This window comes from Yoonia sp. (assembly GCF_965660735.1).
Taxonomy (GTDB): domain Bacteria; phylum Pseudomonadota; class Alphaproteobacteria; order Rhodobacterales; family Rhodobacteraceae; genus Yoonia.
In genome coordinates this window covers 1-21,095 of sequence record NZ_CBFIBD010000046.1, presented here as the reverse complement: position 1 = coordinate 21,095, position 21,095 = coordinate 1, and the positions used below count along the sequence as shown (strand labels likewise).

Genomic DNA, 21,095 nt, shown 5'->3' with positions numbered 1-21,095 from the left:
GACGTCGCGCGCGTGGATCGCGGCGATGGAAACCGCCCTGACCGACCGCGCCCCTGCCGGCCAGCGCAGGCAGGCCGCCGCCCGCGCGATTGCCATCGGGCAAACCCTGGGCTGGACCGGCCCGCGCGAAGGGTTCGCCAGCTATGCGTTCGGCCGTTTGCAACTGGGTAATGATCCCACGCTGGCGCTGGGGGCGTTCAACAGTGCCGCGCGCGCCTATGGGCAAAACCCTGTGACGGCCATCCATACCGCGCATGTGGCCGTGCAACTGGCCGCATTCACCCTGATTTCAGGCGATGCCGACGCGACGCTGGCGATCACACAGGGTGCAATTCCCGTTGCCCGCCGCCACCAGAATGCGGCGTTGATGTCGCTGTTGATGATGTTCCAGGCCGAAGCACTGGATCTGAAAGGCCAGACTGACGCAGGCATGGCGCTGCGGCTGGACAGTCTGGGGTGGGCACGTTACGGGTTCGGCACCCGCGAAGAGGTGATAGACAGGTTGAATGAAATCGCCTCACTCCCACCGCGACAACCGCCAAGCTAGGACGAAAAAACTCATGATCTACCCGCTTTCCGGATTGATAATCGGCGCGATACTTGGGGCGTTCCGCGCCAGACTGCGCGGTGGCAAACTGACCGATATGCTGCAATGGGGTGCGGCCTTTGCTATCTTGTTCGCGGTGATCGGCCTGTTCATCCTGATCTTTATCGAACGCAGCTACGTCTGATCGGATGTTCCTGCCATTCTTCGACAATCTGCGCAAATCCGGTGTTCCGGTCTCGCTGCGCGAGTTTCTGTCGTTTCTGGAAGGCATGAAGGCGGGGCTGGCCACCTATGATGTCAAGGCATTCTATTTCCTGGCCCGCACCATCATGGTCAAGGACGAACGCCATCTCGACAAGTTCGACCGCGCCTTTGCCGCAACCTTTTCAGGGCTAGAGGCAATCCCCGATGAGGCCGTTCTGAACGCCGTCGATATACCCGCAGACTGGCTGAAAAAGCTGGCGGAAAAGCATCTGAGCGCCGAGGAAAAAGCCGAAATCGACGCCCTTGGCGGGTTTGATGCGCTGATGGAAACGCTCAAGAAACGGCTTGAGGAACAGAAAGACCGCCATCAGGGCGGCAGCAAATGGATCGGCACGGCGGGAACGTCGCCTTTTGGCGCTTATGGCTACAACCCCGAAGGCGTGCGCATCGGACAGGACAAATCCCGACACCAGCGCGCGGTCAAGGTCTGGGACAAGCGCGAATTCCGCAATCTGGACGACGGCGTTGAACTGGGCACGCGCAACATCAAGGTCGCGTTGAAGCGTCTGCGCCGTTGGGCGCGTGATGGCGCGGCCGAAGAACTGGACCTGAACGGCACGATCCGCGCGACCGCCGAACATGGCTATCTTGATGTGCAAACCCGGCCCGAACGGCGCAACGCGGTCAAGGTGCTGTTGTTTCTGGATGTGGGCGGGTCGATGGACAGCCATGTGAAAGTGGTAGAGGAACTGTTCAGCGCCGCGAAATCCGAATTCAAGCATTTCGAACATTTCTATTTCCACAACTGCCTTTACGAAGGCGTATGGCGCGACAATCGCCGCCGCTGGAACGCCCAGACCCCCACGTGGGAGGTGCTGCGAACCTACGGGTCTGATTACAAATGTATTTTTGTGGGTGACGCCAGCATGTCACCCTATGAAATCGCCTTTGCCGGCGGGGCCAACGAACACTGGAACGCAGAGGCAGGCCAGGTCTGGCTGGAACGCGCACGCGACCAATGGCCCGCGCATCTGTGGATCAACCCGCTGGACGAACGCCATTGGCGTTATACCCAATCGGTGGGCATGATCCGCGATATTTTCGGTGCCGACCGCATGGTGCCCATGACATTGGACGGGATCAGCCGTGGCATCCGCGCCATCGCGCGCTGATATGGGATGCGGCAGTTTGCACCGGGGTCTGGCCCTTGTGGACAGCCGCATATGCCCCATATTCTAAGGCATGTTGAAATTGACCCCGATCATTCTGGCGCTGCTGTACGGATTGGCGATGTATCGCTTTTCGGTGTGGCGCACCTCGCGCGAACTGGACACCAAGTCGACCGAACTGGCCGACCCGATCCTCAAGGTGATGACCGACCAGATGGCGCGCGCGCTGGATATCGACCGGATCAAGGTGCATATCTATGAAATCGACCCGATCAACGGTCTGGCCGCGCCCGACGGGCGTATTTTCATCACGCGCGGGTTTTTCAACAAATACCGTCAGGGCGTCGTCAGCGCCGAGGAAATGGCCAGCGTGATCGCGCATGAACTGGGCCACGTGGCCCTGGGCCATTCGCGCCGCCGGATGATTGATTTTTCCGGCCAGAACGCCGTGCGCACAGCCCTTGCCATGGTGCTGAACCGCTTTCTGCCCGGCATCGGCCCGCTGATCGCATCGGGGCTGATGACACTGCTTGCGGCAGGGCTTTCGCGCAAGGACGAATTCGAGGCCGACGCCTATGCATCGGCCCTGCTGGTCAAGGCGGGCATCGGCACGGCGGGGCAAAAATCGCTGTTTCACAAGCTGGAAAAACTGACAGGCGGCGCCGGACGCGGCACACCGGCGTGGATGTTAAGCCACCCTAAAACCCCGCAACGCATCGCCGCGATCGAAGCGAACGAGGCGAAATGGCAGACGGGCTAGGCGCGCGCTAACCTTGCGCCGCCTCCAGCGCCTTGCCCAGCCGCGGCAGACGCGCTTTTTTCATCAGCCCGCGCATGTTCCAGTTGTCGCCGGACAACCGCCGCGCCTCGGCCAGCACCGCATTGGCCACGGCACCGACCTGATCGGGCCACTGTGCATGAAGATCACGCAGAAATGCATCGGGGTCGCGGCGTTCCAAGCCTTCTTCGGCCAGAATATTGCGGGGAAAATCCTTGGCGTTCAGCGTCAGGATCATGTCGCAAGACCCCGCCACCGCAGCGGCCAACACGTGAATATCCGCTGGATCCGGCAGCCAGAAGTGTTTTTCGATGCCCGCATCATAGCGCACGGAAGCCGTCGGAAATCGCGCCTCCAGCGTTGCGATCTCGCCACGCGCCAGCACCTCTTGTTCTGCACCCAGCTTGATGGTCGCCCGCGCCCATTCTTCCAATATACGCGGCGACCACCGCGCATCGAACAGCCCCTGCGCGGCAACGCCCAGCACCACCTCGCGCATGACAGTCGGATACAGCACGCAGGCGTCGATCATCACCCTCATAGGCGAAAGAACACGGCCTTCAGATAGCCACTTTCGGCCAGATGCGGCATTAGCGGATGGTCCGGCCCGGCAAAACCGGTGTGGATGATCTGGCCGCGCCGCCCGGCCCGGCCAATACCCCGAGCCGACGCATTTCGGAATTTCGCCAGATCCGCCGCATGCGAACACGAACACAAGCCAAGATAACCGCCATCCGCCACCAGCGGTGCGGCCAGACGCGCGATGCGTTCATAGGCGCGCAAACCGGCCTCGAGCGCATTGCGCGAGGGCGCGAATGCGGGCGGGTCGCAGATGATGACGTCGAATTGCGCGCCTTCGTCTGCCAATGCGGTCAGCACGTCAAACGCATCGCCCTTGCGGGTCTCGAACCGATCGGCGACACCCATCGCATCCGCCCCCTGCCCGGCCAGATCCAGCGCCGGGGCAGACCCGTCAACCGCCAGCACCGATGCAGCACCGCCCGCCAATGCAGCAAGGCCAAAGCCGCCCACATGCGAAAACATATCCAGCACACGCGCACCGCGCGACAGGCCGGCGGCAAAGGCATGGTTGGGCCGCTGGTCAAAAAACAAACCGGTTTTCTGCCCGCCCATGACATCGGCCATGTAAACCGCGCCGTTCATCGGCACCGGGATCGGGCCAGCGGGTGCGTTGCCGGTCAACACATCAGTGCGTTCTTCCAGCCCTTCCAACGTGCGCGCACGGCCTGTGCCGTTCATGATCACGGTGGTCACGCCCGTGACATCGACCAGCGCGGCGACCAGCGGTTCAATCAGCATATCGGCCCATGCCGCATTGGGCTGGACCACGGCCACATCGCCAAAACGGTCAACGATGACACCCGGCAGCCCGTCGGCCTCGGCGTGGATCAGGCGATAGAACGGCGCATCATAAAGACGCGCGCGATGCGCCAGCGCGCGTTGAAATTTCGCGACGAACCACGCCTGGTCAATCACCGCATCGGGATTCTGGTCCAGCATCCGGCAAATGATCTTGGAGCCCGGGTTGACTGTCACGACACCCATGGCCTGACGGCCTGCATCCTCCAGCCGGGCCAGCGTGCCGGGTGTCAGGTTACGGGTGCGCCTGTCGGTCACCAGTTCGTTGGCATAGACCCAAGGGAAACCATGTCGGATCGCGCGGGCCTCGGCCTTGGGGATCAGACGGACGGTCGGCAGATCGGGGGTGGGGGATGTGTTTTCCATATCAGCCCTCTATCCGCGAAATTTGACCGTTGAAAGGGCTGACAGCGCCTGACGCCCTTGTTAGCGCTAACGGCACCTGCTATGATGTGTCCGAAATCAGAACACGAGGACGCCATGCCGCTTCACCCAACAATCGCAGCCGTCACCGACCGGATCAAGGCGCGCTCTGAAGGGCCGCGCCGCACATATATGGACACGATGGCCCGTGCCGCCGCCGAGGGACCACGCCGCGCGCATCTGACCTGCGGCAACCAGGCCCACGCCTATGCCGCCATGGGCGATGACAAGGATGCGCTCGCCACAGGGCCCAGCCCAAACCTTGGCATCATCACCGCCTATAACGACATGCTGTCGGCGCATCAGCCGTTTGAATACTTCCCCGACCAGATCCGCGCCGCCGCGCGTGCCGCGGGGGGCACCGCACAGGTCGCCGGTGGCGTGCCCGCCATGTGCGATGGCGTGACCCAAGGCCAGACCGGCATGGAACTGTCGCTGTTTTCGCGCGACGTGATCGCGCTGGCCGCTGCCGTCGGTCTGTCCCACAACACTTATGATGCCGCCGCCTATCTGGGCGTCTGCGACAAGATCGTGCCGGGGCTGGTGATGGCCGCCGCCACATTCGGCTATATTCCCGGCGTGTTCATGCCCGCAGGCCCGATGACATCCGGCCTGCCGAACGATGAAAAGGCCCGCGTCCGCCAGCAGTTCGCCAATGGCGAAATCGGCCGCGATGCACTGATGGCGGCCGAAATGGCCAGCTATCACGGGCCGGGCACCTGCACGTTCTATGGCACGGCAAACAGCAACCAGATGCTGATGGAATTCATGGGGCTGCACATGCCCGGCGCGTCATTCGTCAACCCCGGCACACCGCTGCGCGACGCCCTGACAACGGCGGCCACCGAACGCGCATTGGCGATCACCGCATTGGGCAATGACTATACGCCCGTCTGTGATGTGCTGGATGAGAAAGCCTTTGTGAACGGGCTGGTCGGGCTGATGGCCACCGGCGGGTCCACCAACCTTGTGATCCACCTGCCCGCAATGGCACGCGCCGCAGGCATTATCCTCGACTTGCAGGATTTCAGCGACCTGTCCGAAGTGACGCCCCTGATGGCCAAGGTCTATCCCAACGGGCTGGCCGACGTGAACCATTTCCATGCGGCAGGCGGTCTTGGGTTCATGATCGGCGACTTGCTGAACGCGGGCCTGCTGCACCCCGATACGAAAACCATCGCCGGGGACGGTCTGGAACTTTATACACAAGAACCCAAGTTGACAGACGGGCGGATCACATACGCCCCTGGCGCGGGCACGTCGCTGAACGAAAAGATCCTGCGCCCGGTCAGTGACCCATTCCATTCCCATGGCGGGCTGACGCAGCTTTCGGGCAATCTGGGACGCGGTGTGATCAAAACCTCTGCCGTGGCCCAAGAACGCCACATCGTCGAGGCCCCCGCCCGCGTGTTCCACACCCAGGAAGCCGTCAAAGACGCGTTCAAGGCCGGTGAATTTACCGAAGATACAATCATCGTCGTGCGTTTTCAGGGGCCGAAATCCAACGGCATGCCCGAATTGCACAGCCTGACACCAACCCTGTCGGTGCTACAGGACCGCGGGTTGAAGGTCGCACTGGTGACCGATGGGCGGATGTCCGGCGCCTCAGGCAAGGTACCATCGGCGATCCATGTCAGCCCCGAAGCCGCCGACGATGGCCCCATCGCGCGCGTGCAGGATGGTGACATCATCCGGCTGGATGCGACACAGGGCATCATCGAAATCAAGAATGTCGATCTGTCCACACGCACCCCTGCCAGCGCGGACCTGTCCGGCAATGGCAGCGGCGTCGGGCGCGAATTGTTCGCAGCCTTCCGCGCCAATGTCGGCCGCGCCAGCGAAGGCGCGGGTGTCGTCGTCTGATCATCATCTTGCCACAAATACTCTCGCCGAAGGCCGTGATTTTTTGCGAAAAATCACGTTTCCGCAACAAAAGGAACATACCATGACCCCGCAAGAGGCATCCGCCGCCGCAGCGCAGGTTTGCAACCTCGCACCCGTCATCCCGGTGCTGGTGATCGACGACGCCGCCCATGCGGCCGATCTGGCCCGCGCGCTGGTCGCAGGCGGCTTGCCCGCTCTTGAAGTCACCCTGCGCACGCCTGCGGCACTGGACGCGATCCGCGAAATGGCCGCCGTGCCCGGCGGCGTTGTCGGTGCCGGCACCCTGCTGACGCCCAAGGATGTCGAAAACGCCAAGGCCGCTGGTGCGACATTCGGCGTCTCACCGGGGGCAACGGACCGGTTGCTGGACGCCTGCGAGGCGAACGACCTGCCGCTGCTACCGGGCATTTCCACCGCGACCGAGGCAATGCGCCTGCTGGAACGCGGCTATACCGTCATGAAATTCTTCCCCGCCGAGGCGAATGGCGGCGCACCCGCGCTCAAGGCGATCGGCGCACCGTTGCCGCAGATCAAATTCTGCCCCACCGGCGGGGTCAGCCTGAAAAACGCCGCCGATTATCTGTCGCTGTCCAACACGCTTTGCGTCGGTGGATCATGGGTCGCGCCCAAGGACAAGGTGCTGGCCGGCGATTGGGCAGGCATCACAGCACTGGCGGCCGAGGCAGCAGCGCTTAGTCGCTGAACCGCCCGGCCCGCCCGCCCCGGCGGCGCGCAGGCCCGGCATCGTCCAGCCCTGCGCGCAGGGTCTGCGTCATCGGGTGATCCGCGGCCCCCTGTGCGTATCTTTCCAACAACGCCCTGATGACCGGGCGCGCCTGTTCCGGGTCCGACAGGCCCATCGCCCAATCCAGAAAGATCGACCGGCATTCACCCGCGGTGATGCCCTCGATGCGATAGGCCTCGCGGATCAGCCCCTTGGGGTCATCGGGATCCCGCGCCCTCATGTTGCGGCCAGTTTGCGACTGATCACACGATCCGCCGCTACAGCCATCCGGCCCATGTCCACCGCAAGATCATCCATCGTTTCGAATCCTGTTTCGCGCAGCAAGAACCGCCGTCCGCCTTCGCCAAAGGCATCCGGGTCTACCGGCCCCCCCGTCAACAACCGTGCGGCCGCCTGCAAGTGCCAGAAAAGCCCCGCCGCCGCCGAAACTGCCTGTGCGTCAGCGGCATCCAACCAGCCATCCGCGACACCGGCCGCCAATTGCCCTGTCACATCGCGCGCATCCCCCCCTGCCAGCAGCACGGCGGCCTGCGCGAACAATTCGATATCCTGCAGACGCCCGGGCCCGATCTTGGCGTCCCACGCCCCTTGCGGGGCCTTTGCATCGGCAATCCGGGCGCGCATATCGGCCACATCAGACAGCACGCCGGCACCCTGCCCTTTCTTGCGCACCAAGGCCTGCCGGAACACCTCGAAATCTTCCGCTAGGGAATCAGGCCCCACCATCACCCGCGCGCGGGTCATCGCCAGATGTTCCCATGTCCAGGCGTCGTTCATCTGATAATCGCGAAAGGCTGAAAATGATGTGGCCACCGGCCCCTGCCGGCCCGACGGGCGCAAGCGCATGTCCACCTCGTAAAGCCGCCCTTCGGCCATCTGTGCGCTTAACGCCGTGACCAGCGCCTGCGTCAGCCGTGCATAATAGGTGCGGGTTGCCAGCGGGCGGCGCCCGTCCGATGTTTCGACCCCTTTTGCGTCATAGATCACGATCAGATCCAGATCAGAGGCGGCATTCAATCGCGCCGACCCAAGCGACCCCATGCCGACGACAATCGCGCCCTGCCCCGGTAGGTCGCCGTGTTTGCGGGCAAATTCCGCGACAATCACCGGCCAAAGCGCCCGGATGACCGCCTGTGCGAGGTCGGCATATTGCGCACCGCTGGTGTCAGCGTCGATCAGCCCGCGCAGGTGGTGCACCCCGACGCGGAAATGCCATTCCTTTGCCCAGCGGCGCGCGGCGATCAATTGGCTTTCATAGTCACCCGCCCCGCCCAGCACCTTGGCCAGTTCCGCAGTCAGGCCCGACACCCCCGGCCAATCGCTAAAGAACGCGCCACCGATCACCGCGTCGAATACGCCTGCGTTGCGCGACAGATATTGCGCCAGCGCAGGTGCCGTGGCGGCGATATCGACGATCAACTGTGTCAGTTGCGGATTCGCCTCGAACAGGGAAAACAGCTGCACCCCCGCGGGCAACCCCGCCAGAAACCGGTCGAACTGGGCCAATGCCTCGTCGGGTTTGGCGGCCTCTTGCAGGCGTGAAATGATCTCGGGGGCCAGGCGGTTGAAAATCTCGCTGCCGCGACTGGATCGCAGCGCGGGATATGTCGGCCAGCGGGCGGTAATCTCGGCCCCCCAATCGCTGGTAACCGGTGTAGCAGGTTCGGGGGCAAAGAAACCTTCGATCAGGTCGTGCACAGCCTCCAACCGTTCGGTCAGTTCATGGCGCAGGCTGTCAGCATCGGTGCCCATAAAGGCGGCAAGCCTGTCGAAACCGGCGGTATCCGCGGGCAATTCATGGGTTTGCGCGTCGTTGATCATCTGCAAACGATGTTCCACCGTCCGGTGAAAGCGGTAGTGGTCATAAAGCGTATCCGCCGTGTCCTGCGGCAACCAGTCGGCACCCGCGAGCCGCAACAACCCGTCGCGCGTGGTGCGCACCCGTAACGACGGGTCGCGGCCACCCGCGATCAACTGGCGGGTCTGGGTGAAAAATTCAATCTCGCGGATACCGCCGCGCCCCAGTTTCATGTTGTGCCCTTCCAGCACCAGCGGCCCGTGCAACCCGCGATGGTCGCGGATTTTCAAGCGCATGTCGTGGGCATCCTGAATGGCGGCAAAATCCAGATGTTTGCGCCAGACGAACGGGCGCAGCGTGTCCAGAAACCGCTGTCCTGCAGCGATGTCACCCGCGCAGGCGCGCGCCTTGATGTAGGCCGCGCGTTCCCATGTGCGCCCGACGCTTTCGTAGTACCGTTCGGCCGCTTCCATCGACAGGCACACCGGCGTGACCGATGCATCGGGGCGCAGCCGCAGGTCGGTGCGAAAGACGTAACCGCCGTCTTTTACCTCGGACATGATGGCGGTCATCTTGCGCGTGACGCGGATGAACGCCTGCCGGACATCGTGGTAATCATCAGGGTCGAAACGGGTTTCATCGAACAGGCAGATCAGGTCGATATCCGAGGAATAGTTCAATTCCCCCGCCCCCATCTTGCCCATCGCCAGTGCCACCATCCCACCTGCACACGCGGGATCATCGCCCGCCGGCAGCTTGCCGCGCGCGACCTCGGCCGCGACCAGACGGGACAGGCACGCCTGCACGGCGGCATCGGCGAAATCCGTCAGCACCTGCGTGACCTGTTCCAGCGGCCAGACCCCGCCAAGATCACAAACTGCGGTCATCAGCGCAATCCGGCGTTTTGCGATGCGTAATTCTGTGCTCAGTTGATCCAGCGCGATATCCGGCAATGCCGCCAATAGCTGCTTCACCGCGTTCTCGGGATCATCCAGCGCCCTGGCCAACCAGCTGCATTCATGTGCGATCAGCCCCGCCAGATAGGGGCTGCACCCCGCTGTGCCCTTGATCAGCAGTGCGACATCGCGCGCCAATTCAGGCATATGCAACAGGGCATCGTCGCCCCGCGCGGGGTCGAACGGTGTCGGACAACGGGTGATACGGGAGGCGAATGTCATGGACATACAGTGATCCCGCAGGCCAGGCTGGTCAATCGCAACCCACCCATCAGCACCGCGAAAAAACAACATGTTCTTCATGAGCCGGGGCGCGTTTGCCATTTGCATCGTGAAACACCGGAAATGCGGGGCTGCCGATCATCCTGCAAAAAATGTTAATATTATTTACATCGCCCCTTGACGACGCGGCAAATCATTCCGATATGCCCTCATGTGAAAGGTATTCACATCACGCCACATCAAACAGGAGACGCCGAAATGAACACCGCCACCGAGACATCTTTTGACCATGACCACAGACCGGGTTTTTTTGCCCGCGCCGAAAACTGGCTGGATGCCCGCGGCAAACCCGCATGGATCATCGCCATGGTGCTGGGTTTCATCGCCTTCTGGCCCATCGGCCTTGCCCTTCTTGCCTATATGATCTGGAGTAAACGCATGTTCAATTCTTCCTGCCGCCGCATGACCCGCGCCGCCCGTGTGGGCCAACCCTCGGGCAACAGCGCCTTTGACGCCTATAAACAGGAAACCCTGCGCCGCCTGCAGGAAGAGCAGGAAAATTTCGAAGCCTTCCTGAAGCGCCTGCGCGATGCCAAGGACAAGTCGGAATTTGATCAGTTCATGGATGAACGCGCCAATAAGACGGGCCGGAATGATGATACGACAGACCGCACCCCGGCCTGATCTGCCGCAGAGTTATCAGGTGGTCCAACGGCCACCTGATGCGACATTAACGACGCATCACGTCAGGGGCTTGGCGCAAGCGGAATCGGTTGTTAAGATTTCCGAAACCATATGGATCGTCCGCCATGCGACATACGTTGCCCATTGCACCGCAATTTTATGTGACAGCCCCCCAGCCCTGTCCGTATCTGGACGGGCGGATGGAAAGAAAGCTGTTCACCGCGCTACAGGGTGACACCGCGACAAAATTGAACGATGCCCTTTCGAAACAGGGGTTTCGCCGGTCACAGAATGTGCTGTACCGGCCATCATGTGCGGAATGTGCAGCCTGCATGTCAGCGCGGATCAATGTCGCCGACTTTGCCCCGAACCGTAGCCAGAAACGGGTGTCCAAACGGGCCAGCCATCTGGTCAGACGCGCAACATCATCTTGGGCGACCGAAGATCAATATGCGCTGTTTCGCAAATACCTTGACGGGCGGCACGCGACCGGCGGCATGGCCGATATGGATATGTTCGAATTCGCTGCCATGGTCGAGGAAACACCGATCCGGTCGCGGCTGATCGAATATACCTTTCAGACCGACCTGATCGCCGCCTGCCTGACAGATATTCTCGATGACGGGCTGTCGATGGTCTATTCGTTTTTCGATCCCGAACAGGAAAAGCTGTCGCTGGGCACCTATCTGATCCTTGATCACATCCGGATCGCCCGCGATCTCGGCCTGCCCTATGTCTATCTGGGCTATTGGGTGCCCGGCAGCCCCAAGATGGGATACAAGGCGAATTTCAAAGGGCTGGAAGTCTACCGAGAGGGCGGGTGGAGCAAGGTGGTCGATCCTGCCGACTATGATGACGATCTGCACCCGCTCTTGACCGATCCGATTGCCGAACAGGTGGCCCGGATCAACCTGCCAGACGGGCGTAGCTGACACGCCCCCCACGGCCGCGGCAAACAAAAGGGGGCCAACCTGATGTTGCGGCCCCCTTTTTGATGTCGCTGGATCAGTTCAGCAGGTTCGGCACGATCGTGACAACCCCCGGCACCATCCACAGCAGCAACAAAGCCGCCACCTGAATGGCGATGAACGGCAACACCCCGCGATAAATCTGGCCCGTCGTGATTTCCTTGGGTGCCACCCCGCGCAGGTAGAACAGCGCAAAGCCGAAGGGCGGCGTCAGGAAAGACGTTTGCAGGTTCACCGCGATCATGATCGTCACCCACTTGGGGTCGAAAGACCCGCCATAGATCACCGGCCCCACGATCGGGATGACGATGTAGATGATCTCAAGGAAATCCAGCACGAAACCGAGGATGAACAGCACCAGCATCACCAGCAGGAACACCGTCAGCTCGTTGTCGAAGGATCGCAGGAACTGTTGGATATAGTGTTCACCGCCGAAAGAGATCAGCACAAGGTTCAGCAGCTGCGACCCGATCAGGATGGTGAACACCATTGACGTGACCTTGGCGGTTTCGCGCACCACCGGCGTCAACACGCCGCCCAGAAACAGCACCCCGCAGGACCACAGGAAACCGAACATCGCAAACAGGAAACAGCCGAATGCCACCAGATAGGCGATCCGGTTTTCCAGCAGCACGACCTCGCGGCCGAGGCGCATGTCAAAGTTCACGCCGATGATCAGCATCAGGACAATGGCAAACGCCGTCAGGATCACCATGCGCCCGGACCGGCCCTGATCCTGCAACTTGCGATAGGTCGCAAGCAGGATCGCCCCGCCAGCCCCAAGTGCCGCCGCCGGCGTCGGGTTCGTGATCCCGCCAAGGATCGACCCAAGCACCGCCACGATCAGCACCAGAGGCGGAAACACCACGCGCAGAATTTCGTTGCCTGCCAGATACCCGGCCGCCTTGCGCAGGCCCAGATAGGCCACCCCCAGCGGAACGAGGATCAGCAAGGTCGTGATTCCCGGCGTGGTCAGCGGCCCGATCAGGGCGATATCCACCAACAGCAACAGAACGACGCCCGCGGCTCCGATCAACATCGGGGCGGGGTTTGCAAATGGTGCAACGCCGCGCGCGATGGCCAGCATCAGCCCCATCAACAGCGCGGTAATCGCAATCCCGGTGCCGATCGAAGGCGCCTCTGCGACCCGTTCGATCACACGGGCGGCACGTTCTTCGTCAGACAGGGCGCGGGCGGCTTCGACACCGCCCGCCGCCTCGATCGCTTGTTGTTCGGCGATGGCTTGATCCCATGCGTCCTGCCCGTGCAGGTCGATCATGGATTGTTGGCATTCCTCGCTGACGCCGGTGCGCAGTGATGCCGTCTGGCCTGCGTCGGTAAAGCTGTCCACGATCACCGATTGGCTGCCGATGACACCCACCTGCCCCAGACCCACGACCACCCCGAGCATCGCAACCGGTGCCCCCAGAAACCAGGTCAGCCCGGTGCCCGGCGGTGCGGCGCGGCGGCGCGGGTTGTCGTCGCCCATCATCACGGCAGGCGCCTTGCTGGGGTTCAACAGCGCAAACCCAAAGGCATAGCCGGCATATAGCACCGCCAGCATGATCCCCGGCAACAGCGCCGCCTGAAACAGCGTGCCGACAGACACGACGGCCGGTTCCCCCAGATAGGTGAGCGCATCCGAACAGCCCGCAAGCTGCGCGCGGTCTTCCTGTGCGGCGGAATACAGATCACCTGCCAGCGTGCCCAACAGGACGATCACGATAGAGGGCGGAATGATCTGCCCCAAGGTGCCCGACGCCGCGATCACCCCGGTGGACAGTTCCGGCGAATAGCCGTTCTTCAGCATCGTGGGCAGCGCCAAAAGGCCCATCGTCACCACCGTGGCCCCCACGATCCCTGTTGACGCGGCCAGAAACGCGCCGACGATCACGATGGACACGGCAAGGCCGCCGGGCAGCGGACCGAATACCTTGGCCATCGTTGTCAGCAATTCATCGGCAATGCGCGACCGTTCCAGCACGATGCCCATCATCACGAACATCAGCACAGCAAGCAGGGTTTCGATCGATTGGCCCGCCAATACGCGTTCATTCATCCGGTTGACGACAAAGCTGACGTTGCGATCAAGCGCGACTTCCCAGCCTTGCGGGAACAGCGCGTCACCGTATCGTGGCAATTCCGGATATCGGAAAACCGAAACCGCATCGGGCCGAACCCCCTGATCCAACAACGCCCGATATTCGGCCGAACCGGTATCGACCGCCATGTGGATGAGGTAGCCCGAGCTGTCCAGCGCCGCGATGATCCCGAATGAAATAACCGCCGCGCCGCTGATCGCAAAGGCGACCGGAAAACCCGACAGGATTGCCCCGAACAGGGTCAGAAACACGATAATCAGGCCAATTTCGATGCCATCAAGTCCGAAAAGCATTAGTGTACCGCCCTGAATTTAGTGGATTTCTGCGACCTTCTCGGCGGTTGCATCGCCAAGAGGGTCCTTGTCTAGATATTTGCCTTCACTGTCGGGGCCTTCCTTGAACTCCAGAAAAGAGCGGTAGAAGAACGCGACTGCCTGCAACATGACCAAAGCGGTGAATGTCACCAGCAACAGCTTGAACAGGAAATAGGCGTTGAACCCGTTGGGCGAAAAGCCGATCGTTTCGATATTCCACCGCAGTGCGCGCGCCTTTGTGATCAGCCGGTCAAGGCTGTCAGATGCAGACGGGTTCGGCACCACCAGATGCCGCCACAGGAAAAACCAGCCATAAAGCCATGTCAGGATCGCCGCAGGCACCATGAACACCAGTGACCCGACCATATCGATCAGCCGTTTGGTGCGATAGCTGACGGCGGAATAGACCAGATCGACCCGCACGTGCCCGCCCTGCACAAACGTGTAAGTCACGCAAAGACAGACGATCATCGCGTTATAAAGCTTGAGTTCTTCTGACCACCAGCTGACATCCTTGCTGAAGGACACGCCAAAACCCATGCTGATCTCGGAGACGGCAAAGACCCGCTGCATGAAGATGATGAGGATCTGTTGCATCACCATCAGCAGGCCCGCCCATGCGAAAAACCGGCCGATGGCGTTCGCCATGCCTTCCAGCACCCGCACGCAGCCCCACATGAAGCGGTTGCTGATGAATCCGATAATGCTGACGACAAGGAAGATGGCAAGAACGACAAAGAAAAACTCGACCGACGCACCGTAATAGATGAACCGCATCAGCGATTCCTTGACCGTCAAATCCGGTATGGGTGCATTGATAAAAGGAAGCCATGCCAGCCATTCGCCCGGATGCAGGATCGCATAACCAAGGTTGTAGAATGCCTCGATCAGGTTGGCAAAGAACCAACCTATCGCATTTCCGCCCCATGCTTCGACCAAGCCCATGACACTCCCCCCATTGTGGAATACGCATCGTCAGGCGCATGCCAGCGCCTGTGCGACAGGGGCCCGTGCGATTGCACGGCCCCCTGCCAGAAATCTACCGATTGGGGTTAGCCCATCACGCGATCACGCTGCGTGCGATAAACGCCTTCGGATTGCTGGATCCAGCCGGACGACGCCCGAAGCGACGTATCATGCGACGCGCGGATCCGGTCGTACAATTCATCGCCCGCATATTGATCAAGCGTTTCCTTCGCGGCCACGCCCATTGCATCCCAGACCGTGTCAGGGAATTCCAGAACCTTCACACCACCGGCCTGCAGACGCTGCAAGGCGGCACCGTTGTTGTTCATGAACTGCGCAAGGTTCCACTGGTTTGCTTCACCCGATGCGATCTCGATGATTTTCTGGTGCAGCGGTGACAGGCTCTCCCACACGTCAAGGTTGGTCGCAAGCGACAGACCAGCGCCCGGTTCGTGCATGCCGGCGGTGTAGTAGAACTTGGTGATTTCCTGGAAACCGGCCTTTTCGTCCGCCCAGGGGCCGATCCATTCGGTGCCGTCGATCGCACCGGACGCCAGCGCCTGATACACCTCTGCGCCGGGCAGGTTCTGCACCGATGCGCCCATCTTGCCAAGCGCTTCACCGCCCAGACCGGGCATCCGGAATTTCAAGCCTTGGAAATCCTCGGGGCCGGTGATCTCCTTGCTGAACCAGCCGCCCGACTGCGCGCCCGTGTTCCCGGCAAGGAAGGATTTCAGCCCGAATATCGAACCAAGTTCATCATGCAGCGCCTGACCTTCGCCATGGTAATACCAGTTATTCAGTTCCTGCGCGGTCATACCGAATGGCACCGAAGTGAAATAGGCATAGCCGGGATGCTGGCCGACGAAATAATAGTCGGCGCCGTGATACATATCGGCTTGCCCGGATGTGACCGCGTCGAACACTTCGAACGCGCCGACCAGTTCGCCTGCGGCTTTCAGATCAATGGTCAAGGCACCGTCGGTCATCGCGGTGATCGTATCGGCGGCGCGCTGTGCGGCATCATGCACACCGGCCAGACCCCGGCCCCATGTGGTGACAAGTGTCAGCGTGCGGTTGCCCTGCGCATAGGCAGGTGCAGCCAGCGCGGTTGCGACGGCTGCACTGCCACCCAGCGCGGAGTTTTTCAGAAAAGAACGACGGTCCATTTGGTTTCCTCCCGGTAAAGACGTCTTTTTTGCGCGGGGCCGGCAGGCACCGCACAGATGCGTAGCGCAACACTAAACAGAGCAGCCCGGAGGTAAATACGCATTACTGCTTAGACCAGGAGATTTCTTGAAATAATTCATTCTTGACGGCGGCGATCCCGATGCCGGCAACCAAAGCCGTTTGATCAGCACCGCATTCCGGCGTAACGCTGACAGGATGACCGGCCTTTCAGCGCGCCTGCGCGACAGATTTTCCATCAGCTACGGGCAAAAGGTATTCCTTTTGGCCACACTGCCGCTTGCGGTGGCTGTTTTCCTGATTTTCCTTGTAGTCACTGCGCAATCGCGCCAGTTGGCCGAACGTGAAATCGTGGCGCTGGAAAACCAGCTGATCCAGGCCAAGCGCGAAGAACTGAAAAACTATTTGTCAATCGCGCGGACCAGTTTCGTGAACCTTTACGGGCGCGCCGCCCCTGATGACGCCGCAGCCAAGCTGGCCGTGACCCGCGAGTTGTCGGCCATTCTTTACGGGCAGGATGGGTATTTCTTTGTCTTTGATTATGACGGAAACGCCCTGGTGGCGCCGCGCCAGACCTATCTGATCGGGCGCAACTGGACCGGACTGGAGGACCGCAACGGCATTGCCATTACCGACGCGCTGATCCGCATCGCCCGTTCCGGCGGGGGGTATCACAGTTTTGACTGGCCCAAGCCTTCGACCGGCGTCACCGAACGGATGATCGTCTATGTCAACGGGTTGCAGGACTGGCGTTGGGCCATCGGCACCGGCGTCTTTATCGATGACGTGCTGGACAATGTCGCAGTCGCCAGAAAAGAGGTCGAAGCCCGGATCAGGCGCACATCCATCTATATCGTGGTGATTGCCGTGACCGCGGTGATCGGCGTTTTCATTACCGGGATGGCGCTGAACCTGCGCCAGCGGCGCCTTGCGGATGCCAAGCTCAAGGAACTGGCCCAGCGGATCATCGATGCGCAGGAAGAGGAACGCAGCCGTGTGGCACGCGAACTGCACGACGGGATCAGCCAGATGCTGGTGGGGGTGCGCTATGCGCTGGAACTGGCGCGCCGGCGGCTGGCGGGCGATCCTGCGGCGGGCGACAGCCTGAGCAAGGGAATCGATGGTCTGGGGCGCGCCATCCATGAGGTCCGCCGCATCAGCCGCGATCTGCGCCCCGGTGTGCTGGACGATCTGGGGCTTGGCCCGGCCTTGCAGGCACTGACCGATGAATTCAGCGCGCGCACCGGGATCACCACCGACTTTGAAACCGTCGTCTTTCGCAACCGGCTGGATCAGGAATCCCGCATTGCGCTTTACCGCATCGCCCAGGAAGCGCTGACAAATATCGAACGCCACGCGGGCGCCACCCATGTTGACATCTCGCTCAAGGGGAACCGCAAGGGCGGGATGCTGCGGATCGCCGATAACGGTCACGGCATGGCATGGCCGCACCCCGCCAGCGCACAAGGCGACGGGCTGGGCCTGCGCAACATGCAGGAACGTGTCGAACAACTGGGCGGCACCCTGCGCATCATATCATCCCGAAACGGCACGGTGATCGAGGCACAGGTGCCGCTGACGCATCTGTTGAACCCGCAATCCACCGGCAAGACCCCCGACACCAAGGAACCCGCATGACCATCCGTATTCTGATCGTGGACGACCACCCGATGGTCACCGAAGGTATTCAGGCGATCCTTGAAACCTATGACGACATCTGCGTGGTCGGCACGCTGAACAACGGGCAGGATGCCGTGGACCAGATCAATGACCTGTCCCCCGATGTCGTCCTGCTGGACCTGAACATGCCCGGCCTGACAGGCCTTGCCGCGACGGAAATGATTCTTGAAAAACGGCCCTGCACGCGCATTCTGATCCTGTCGATGCACGACAGCCCCGAGTATATCTCGACCGCGCTCAGCCATGGCGCACGTGGGTATATCCTCAAGGATGTGCCGACCGATGAAATCCGCACCGCCATCGACAGGGTGATGGCGGATCAGGAATATCTGTGCACCGGGGCCAAGGGATCGCTGAAACCGCGCATCAGCGACGGCCGTGAACCGCTGACCAGCCGCGAACAGACGATCCTGCTGGAACTGGCACAAGGCCACAGCAACAAACAGGTCGCCGCCACGCTGAACATCAGCGTGCGGACGGTGGAAACCCACCGCAACAATATCAAACGCAAACTCGGGATCAGCTCGACCGCCGGGCTGACGCGCTATGCGATGGAACACGGCGTGTTGCAGGGGACGGGAAAGTAGTGCCGGTTCACGGCAATGAAAACGCCCGCTGTCTTTCAACAGCGGGCGTTCACGTCAACAACGCAAAGCCTTGCTTAGTTTTCAACGGTTTCCTGGATCTGGCTGCGCACGATCTGGAACCATTCACCTGACAGGCGCAATTCTTCCAGACCCGCATTCACGATGTCCAGATAGGCACGCCCGTTGGGGTTGTCCTTGGGCGTGAACACATGCAGCGTCACAGTCGAGGCAAGCGCATCCAGTTCGGTGATCTGGTCAACGATGCCAAGCGTGCGGTAATCCTCTTCGGCGGGCAGCGTATCATAGGTCACGACATCGACTTCGCCTGCGATCATCCGTTCCCAGCATGCTTCCTCGGAAGTGCCGAACACCAGATTGATCGTTGGCTCGACCAGGCCTTCACCTTCCAGATCGAAGGTGAACCAGCCGTCCGGACGGCACAGGGTCGCGCCAGCAAGATTGCTGTATTCCGTCACTGCCGCGTAGGGGCTGTCTTTCATGGTGTAATAGCTGACGCCTGCTTCGTAGAACGCGTCGGATGCGTCGAACAGGTTGCACCGGTCCGCGTTCGGCTTTGACAGGATGTCGACCCTGGAGCAATCCGGCAGGAACCACGGGAACGTCATGTCAAACGCGCCGCTGGGCAACAATTCGGTCAGGTGCGACCCCCAGTCATTCACAAAGACAATCCGATAATCCTGATCAGGGTTGCCGATTTCCATCGCACGCCCGACCATCTGCGTGATCATCCCGCCGCCCGGAAGGCTTTCGTCGGTAAACGGCGCATAGCCGCTTGCCGTGACAAAGCTGGCGGGCTTGGCGACGGCCTTGGTAACGGGTGCTGCCGCTGCGGGTGCGGCACTTGCCACGGTTGCGCCGGGCAGCGACCCGTCAGCACAAGGAATTTTCAGGACCTGACCTACTTCCAGCAGGTTGGGATTGGACAAAATATTGGTGTTCGCATTGAAAAGAAACTGAAAGCCCCCGGCCACGTCCGCACGAGACGCGATCTGGCTAAGCGTGTCACCGGACGCGACGGTGTAAGTGGAACAAAGCGATTGCGCTGCGACCGGGGTTGCGGAAAACGTGCCGAAACCTGCCGAGGCAGCAACCAAGGCCGCCATTCCAAAAGCGCCCGATGTCGTTCCAGCGATGCATTTACGGGCAATTCGCGTATTTTTCATGAGTGATCCATTCCATGTTCTGGTTTCCATTGGTGCCACTATCAAAGAGAAAACGGCGAAATGTTGACGAAATAGCCACCGCAACAAGGAAACAGCCAAATTTCATAATTCTTTCAAGAAAACATCTGGAAAGTTGCCCCCGGTTGAAGCCTCGTGGCCGGAAGGCTAAGTGGCAGGTCACAAGACCGAAACAAACCGTGGAAATATCATGACCGATCGCGACAGCTATACACCGCCACGTGTCTGGACATGGGACAGCGAGAGCGGCGGCCAGTTTGCCAGCATCAATCGCCCCATCGCCGGGCCGACGCATGACAAACCCCTGCCCGTTGGCAAACACCCGCTGCAACTCTATTCGCTGGCCACGCCCAACGGCGTCAAGGTCACCGTCATGCTGGAAGAACTGCTTGCCGCGGGACATACGGACGCCGAATACGACGCATGGCTGATCCGCATTCAGGACGGTGACCAGTTCGGCAGCGGTTTCGTGGACATCAACCCCAACTCCAAGATCCCCGCGATGGTCGATCATTCGGGCGACACACCGGTCCGCGTGTTCGAAAGCGGGGCGATCCTGTTGTATCTTGCCGAAAAATTCGGGGCTTTCCTGCCGGCTGATCACGCCGGGCGCACCGAAACGCTGAACTGGCTGTTCTGGCTGCAAGGCAGCGCGCCCTATCTGGGCGGCGGTTTTGGCCATTTCTACGCCTATGCACCGACAAAAATGGAATACCCCATCAACCGTTTCACGATGGAGGCCAAGCGCCAGCTTGATGTGCTGGACCGCAACCTGGCCGACCGGCGTTTTCTGGCCGGTGACAGCTATACTATCGCCGACATGGCGACCGCGCCATGGTATGGTGCGCTGGTCAAGGGGCTGGTTTACGGCGCGGCCGAATTTCTGGATGCGGCCAGCTATACCCACGTCAACCGCTGGGCCGATGAAATCTATGCGCGTCCGGCGTTCCAGCGTGGCAAGATGGTCAACCGCACCTTTGGCGCGCAGGAAACGCAACTGCACGAACGCCACGACGCCATCGATTTCGACACGATGACACAAGACAAGATCGGGCCGAAGAGCACGTAAGAAACCAAAGCTGGGTTTCAATCCGCCCCGCAGCCAGGAAACAAAATTGCGTTTTCCCGCCGCCTTGCGACATTTTATCCACGCAAGGCGGTTGACGGGGTGGTTTGCTGTGCTTAGAAGGCTGTGCGACAACGGGACGCTTTCTATGGATCATGTCGTACTACTTGTAGGAAATGCGCGCATGGGCCTTTGACAGGGTTGACCATCACGATCCCATGCGCCTCCGATC

Annotated in this window: 18 protein-coding genes and 1 pseudogene; 11 read left to right on the top strand and 8 right to left on the bottom strand. The window is 61.0% G+C overall.

The window, feature by feature from the left end:
- The 4 genes and pseudogenes from ACTG4B_RS13760 to ACTG4B_RS13745 all read left to right on the top strand — a co-directional run.
- Positions 1–547: pseudogene (locus ACTG4B_RS13760) on the top strand (DUF2927 domain-containing protein); the annotation flags it as partial.
- A 13-nt stretch (positions 548–560) separates the two neighbouring features.
- A complete protein-coding gene (locus ACTG4B_RS13755; RefSeq protein WP_439156277.1) occupies positions 561–731 on the top strand; it encodes a hypothetical protein in 171 nt (56 codons plus the stop codon).
- A 4-nt stretch (positions 732–735) separates the two neighbouring features.
- Entirely contained in the window at positions 736–1,923 is a 1,188-nt protein-coding gene (locus tag ACTG4B_RS13750) for a vWA domain-containing protein (RefSeq protein WP_439156276.1), read from the top strand.
- A gap of 70 nt (positions 1,924–1,993) precedes the next feature.
- The gene (locus ACTG4B_RS13745; protein WP_439156275.1) at positions 1,994–2,680 is read left to right on the top strand and encodes a M48 family metallopeptidase; all 687 of its coding nucleotides are present in this window, start codon (positions 1,994–1,996) and stop codon (positions 2,678–2,680) included.
- A 7-nt stretch (positions 2,681–2,687) separates the two neighbouring features.
- Here ACTG4B_RS13745 and ACTG4B_RS13740 read toward each other — a convergent pair whose 3' ends face one another.
- Together ACTG4B_RS13740 and ACTG4B_RS13735 are read right to left on the bottom strand one after the other, a co-directional pair.
- Positions 2,688–3,239 (bottom strand): RSP_2648 family PIN domain-containing protein, encoded by a 552-nt coding sequence (locus ACTG4B_RS13740; RefSeq protein ID WP_439156274.1) that lies wholly within the window; start codon positions 3,237–3,239, stop codon positions 2,688–2,690.
- Positions 3,236–4,444: an RSP_2647 family RNA methyltransferase gene (locus ACTG4B_RS13735; RefSeq protein ID WP_439156273.1), complete on the bottom strand. Its 1,209-nt coding sequence runs from the start codon at positions 4,442–4,444 to the stop codon at positions 3,236–3,238. Before ACTG4B_RS13735 ends, ACTG4B_RS13740 begins: the two co-directional genes overlap by 4 nt.
- Before the next feature lie 114 nt (positions 4,445–4,558).
- Here ACTG4B_RS13735 and edd point away from each other — a divergent pair, with 114 nt between their 5' ends.
- Together edd and eda are read left to right on the top strand one after the other, a co-directional pair.
- The gene (gene edd / locus ACTG4B_RS13730) at positions 4,559–6,364 is read left to right on the top strand and encodes a phosphogluconate dehydratase (RefSeq protein WP_439156272.1); all 1,806 of its coding nucleotides are present in this window, start codon (positions 4,559–4,561) and stop codon (positions 6,362–6,364) included.
- An 82-nt stretch (positions 6,365–6,446) separates the two neighbouring features.
- On the top strand, positions 6,447–7,088 hold the full coding sequence (eda, locus tag ACTG4B_RS13725) for a bifunctional 4-hydroxy-2-oxoglutarate aldolase/2-dehydro-3-deoxy-phosphogluconate aldolase (RefSeq protein ID WP_439156271.1): 642 nt from the start codon (positions 6,447–6,449) through the stop codon (positions 7,086–7,088).
- Here eda and ACTG4B_RS13720 read toward each other — a convergent pair.
- Positions 7,078–7,350: a hypothetical protein gene (locus ACTG4B_RS13720; RefSeq protein ID WP_439156270.1), complete on the bottom strand. Its 273-nt coding sequence runs from the start codon at positions 7,348–7,350 to the stop codon at positions 7,078–7,080. The two genes, eda and ACTG4B_RS13720, sit on opposite strands and share 11 nt — an antisense overlap.
- Positions 7,347–10,106, bottom strand: a complete 2,760-nt coding sequence (locus ACTG4B_RS13715; protein WP_439156269.1) for a glutamine-synthetase adenylyltransferase — start codon at positions 10,104–10,106, stop codon at positions 7,347–7,349. The genes ACTG4B_RS13720 and ACTG4B_RS13715 overlap by 4 nt, the downstream gene beginning before the upstream one ends.
- A gap of 258 nt (positions 10,107–10,364) precedes the next feature.
- On the opposite strand from ACTG4B_RS13715, the gene ACTG4B_RS13710 reads away from it, so the two are divergent.
- Together ACTG4B_RS13710 and ACTG4B_RS13705 are read left to right on the top strand one after the other, a co-directional pair.
- Complete coding sequence (locus ACTG4B_RS13710) at positions 10,365–10,790, top strand: DUF2852 domain-containing protein (RefSeq protein WP_439156268.1); 426 nt, start codon at positions 10,365–10,367, stop codon at positions 10,788–10,790.
- A gap of 125 nt (positions 10,791–10,915) precedes the next feature.
- Positions 10,916–11,722 carry an arginyltransferase gene (locus tag ACTG4B_RS13705; protein WP_439156267.1) on the top strand — a complete coding sequence of 269 codons (807 nt, stop codon included), beginning with the start codon at positions 10,916–10,918 and terminating at the stop codon, positions 11,720–11,722.
- Between the two features lie 73 nt (positions 11,723–11,795).
- On the opposite strand, the gene ACTG4B_RS13700 is transcribed toward ACTG4B_RS13705, so the two are convergent.
- The 3 genes from ACTG4B_RS13700 to ACTG4B_RS13690 all read right to left on the bottom strand — a co-directional run bounded on the left by ACTG4B_RS13700 (position 11,796) and on the right by ACTG4B_RS13690 (position 16,309).
- Positions 11,796–14,153, bottom strand: a complete 2,358-nt coding sequence (locus tag ACTG4B_RS13700; RefSeq protein WP_439156266.1) for a TRAP transporter large permease — start codon at positions 14,151–14,153, stop codon at positions 11,796–11,798.
- An 18-nt stretch (positions 14,154–14,171) separates the two neighbouring features.
- Positions 14,172–15,119, bottom strand: a complete 948-nt coding sequence (locus tag ACTG4B_RS13695) for a TRAP transporter small permease subunit (RefSeq protein ID WP_439156265.1) — start codon at positions 15,117–15,119, stop codon at positions 14,172–14,174.
- A gap of 107 nt (positions 15,120–15,226) precedes the next feature.
- Positions 15,227–16,309: a TRAP transporter substrate-binding protein gene (locus tag ACTG4B_RS13690; RefSeq protein WP_439156264.1), complete on the bottom strand. Its 1,083-nt coding sequence runs from the start codon at positions 16,307–16,309 to the stop codon at positions 15,227–15,229.
- Positions 16,310–16,526: 217 nt separating this feature from the next.
- Here ACTG4B_RS13690 and ACTG4B_RS13685 point away from each other — a divergent pair, with 217 nt between their 5' ends.
- A complete protein-coding gene (locus ACTG4B_RS13685) occupies positions 16,527–17,966 on the top strand; it encodes a cache domain-containing protein (RefSeq protein ID WP_439156263.1) in 1,440 nt (479 codons plus the stop codon).
- Complete coding sequence (locus tag ACTG4B_RS13680) at positions 17,963–18,595, top strand: response regulator transcription factor (protein WP_439156262.1); 633 nt, start codon at positions 17,963–17,965, stop codon at positions 18,593–18,595. Before ACTG4B_RS13685 ends, ACTG4B_RS13680 begins: the two co-directional genes overlap by 4 nt.
- 74 nt (positions 18,596–18,669) lie before the next feature.
- Here ACTG4B_RS13680 and ACTG4B_RS13675 read toward each other — a convergent pair whose 3' ends face one another.
- Positions 18,670–19,779 (bottom strand): LysM peptidoglycan-binding domain-containing protein, encoded by a 1,110-nt coding sequence (locus tag ACTG4B_RS13675; protein ID WP_439156261.1) that lies wholly within the window; start codon positions 19,777–19,779, stop codon positions 18,670–18,672.
- A gap of 208 nt (positions 19,780–19,987) precedes the next feature.
- On the opposite strand from ACTG4B_RS13675, the gene yghU reads away from it, so the two are divergent.
- Entirely contained in the window at positions 19,988–20,866 is an 879-nt protein-coding gene (yghU, locus tag ACTG4B_RS13670) for a glutathione-dependent disulfide-bond oxidoreductase (RefSeq protein WP_439156260.1), read from the top strand.
- The last annotated feature ends 229 nt before the right edge of the window (positions 20,867–21,095 follow it).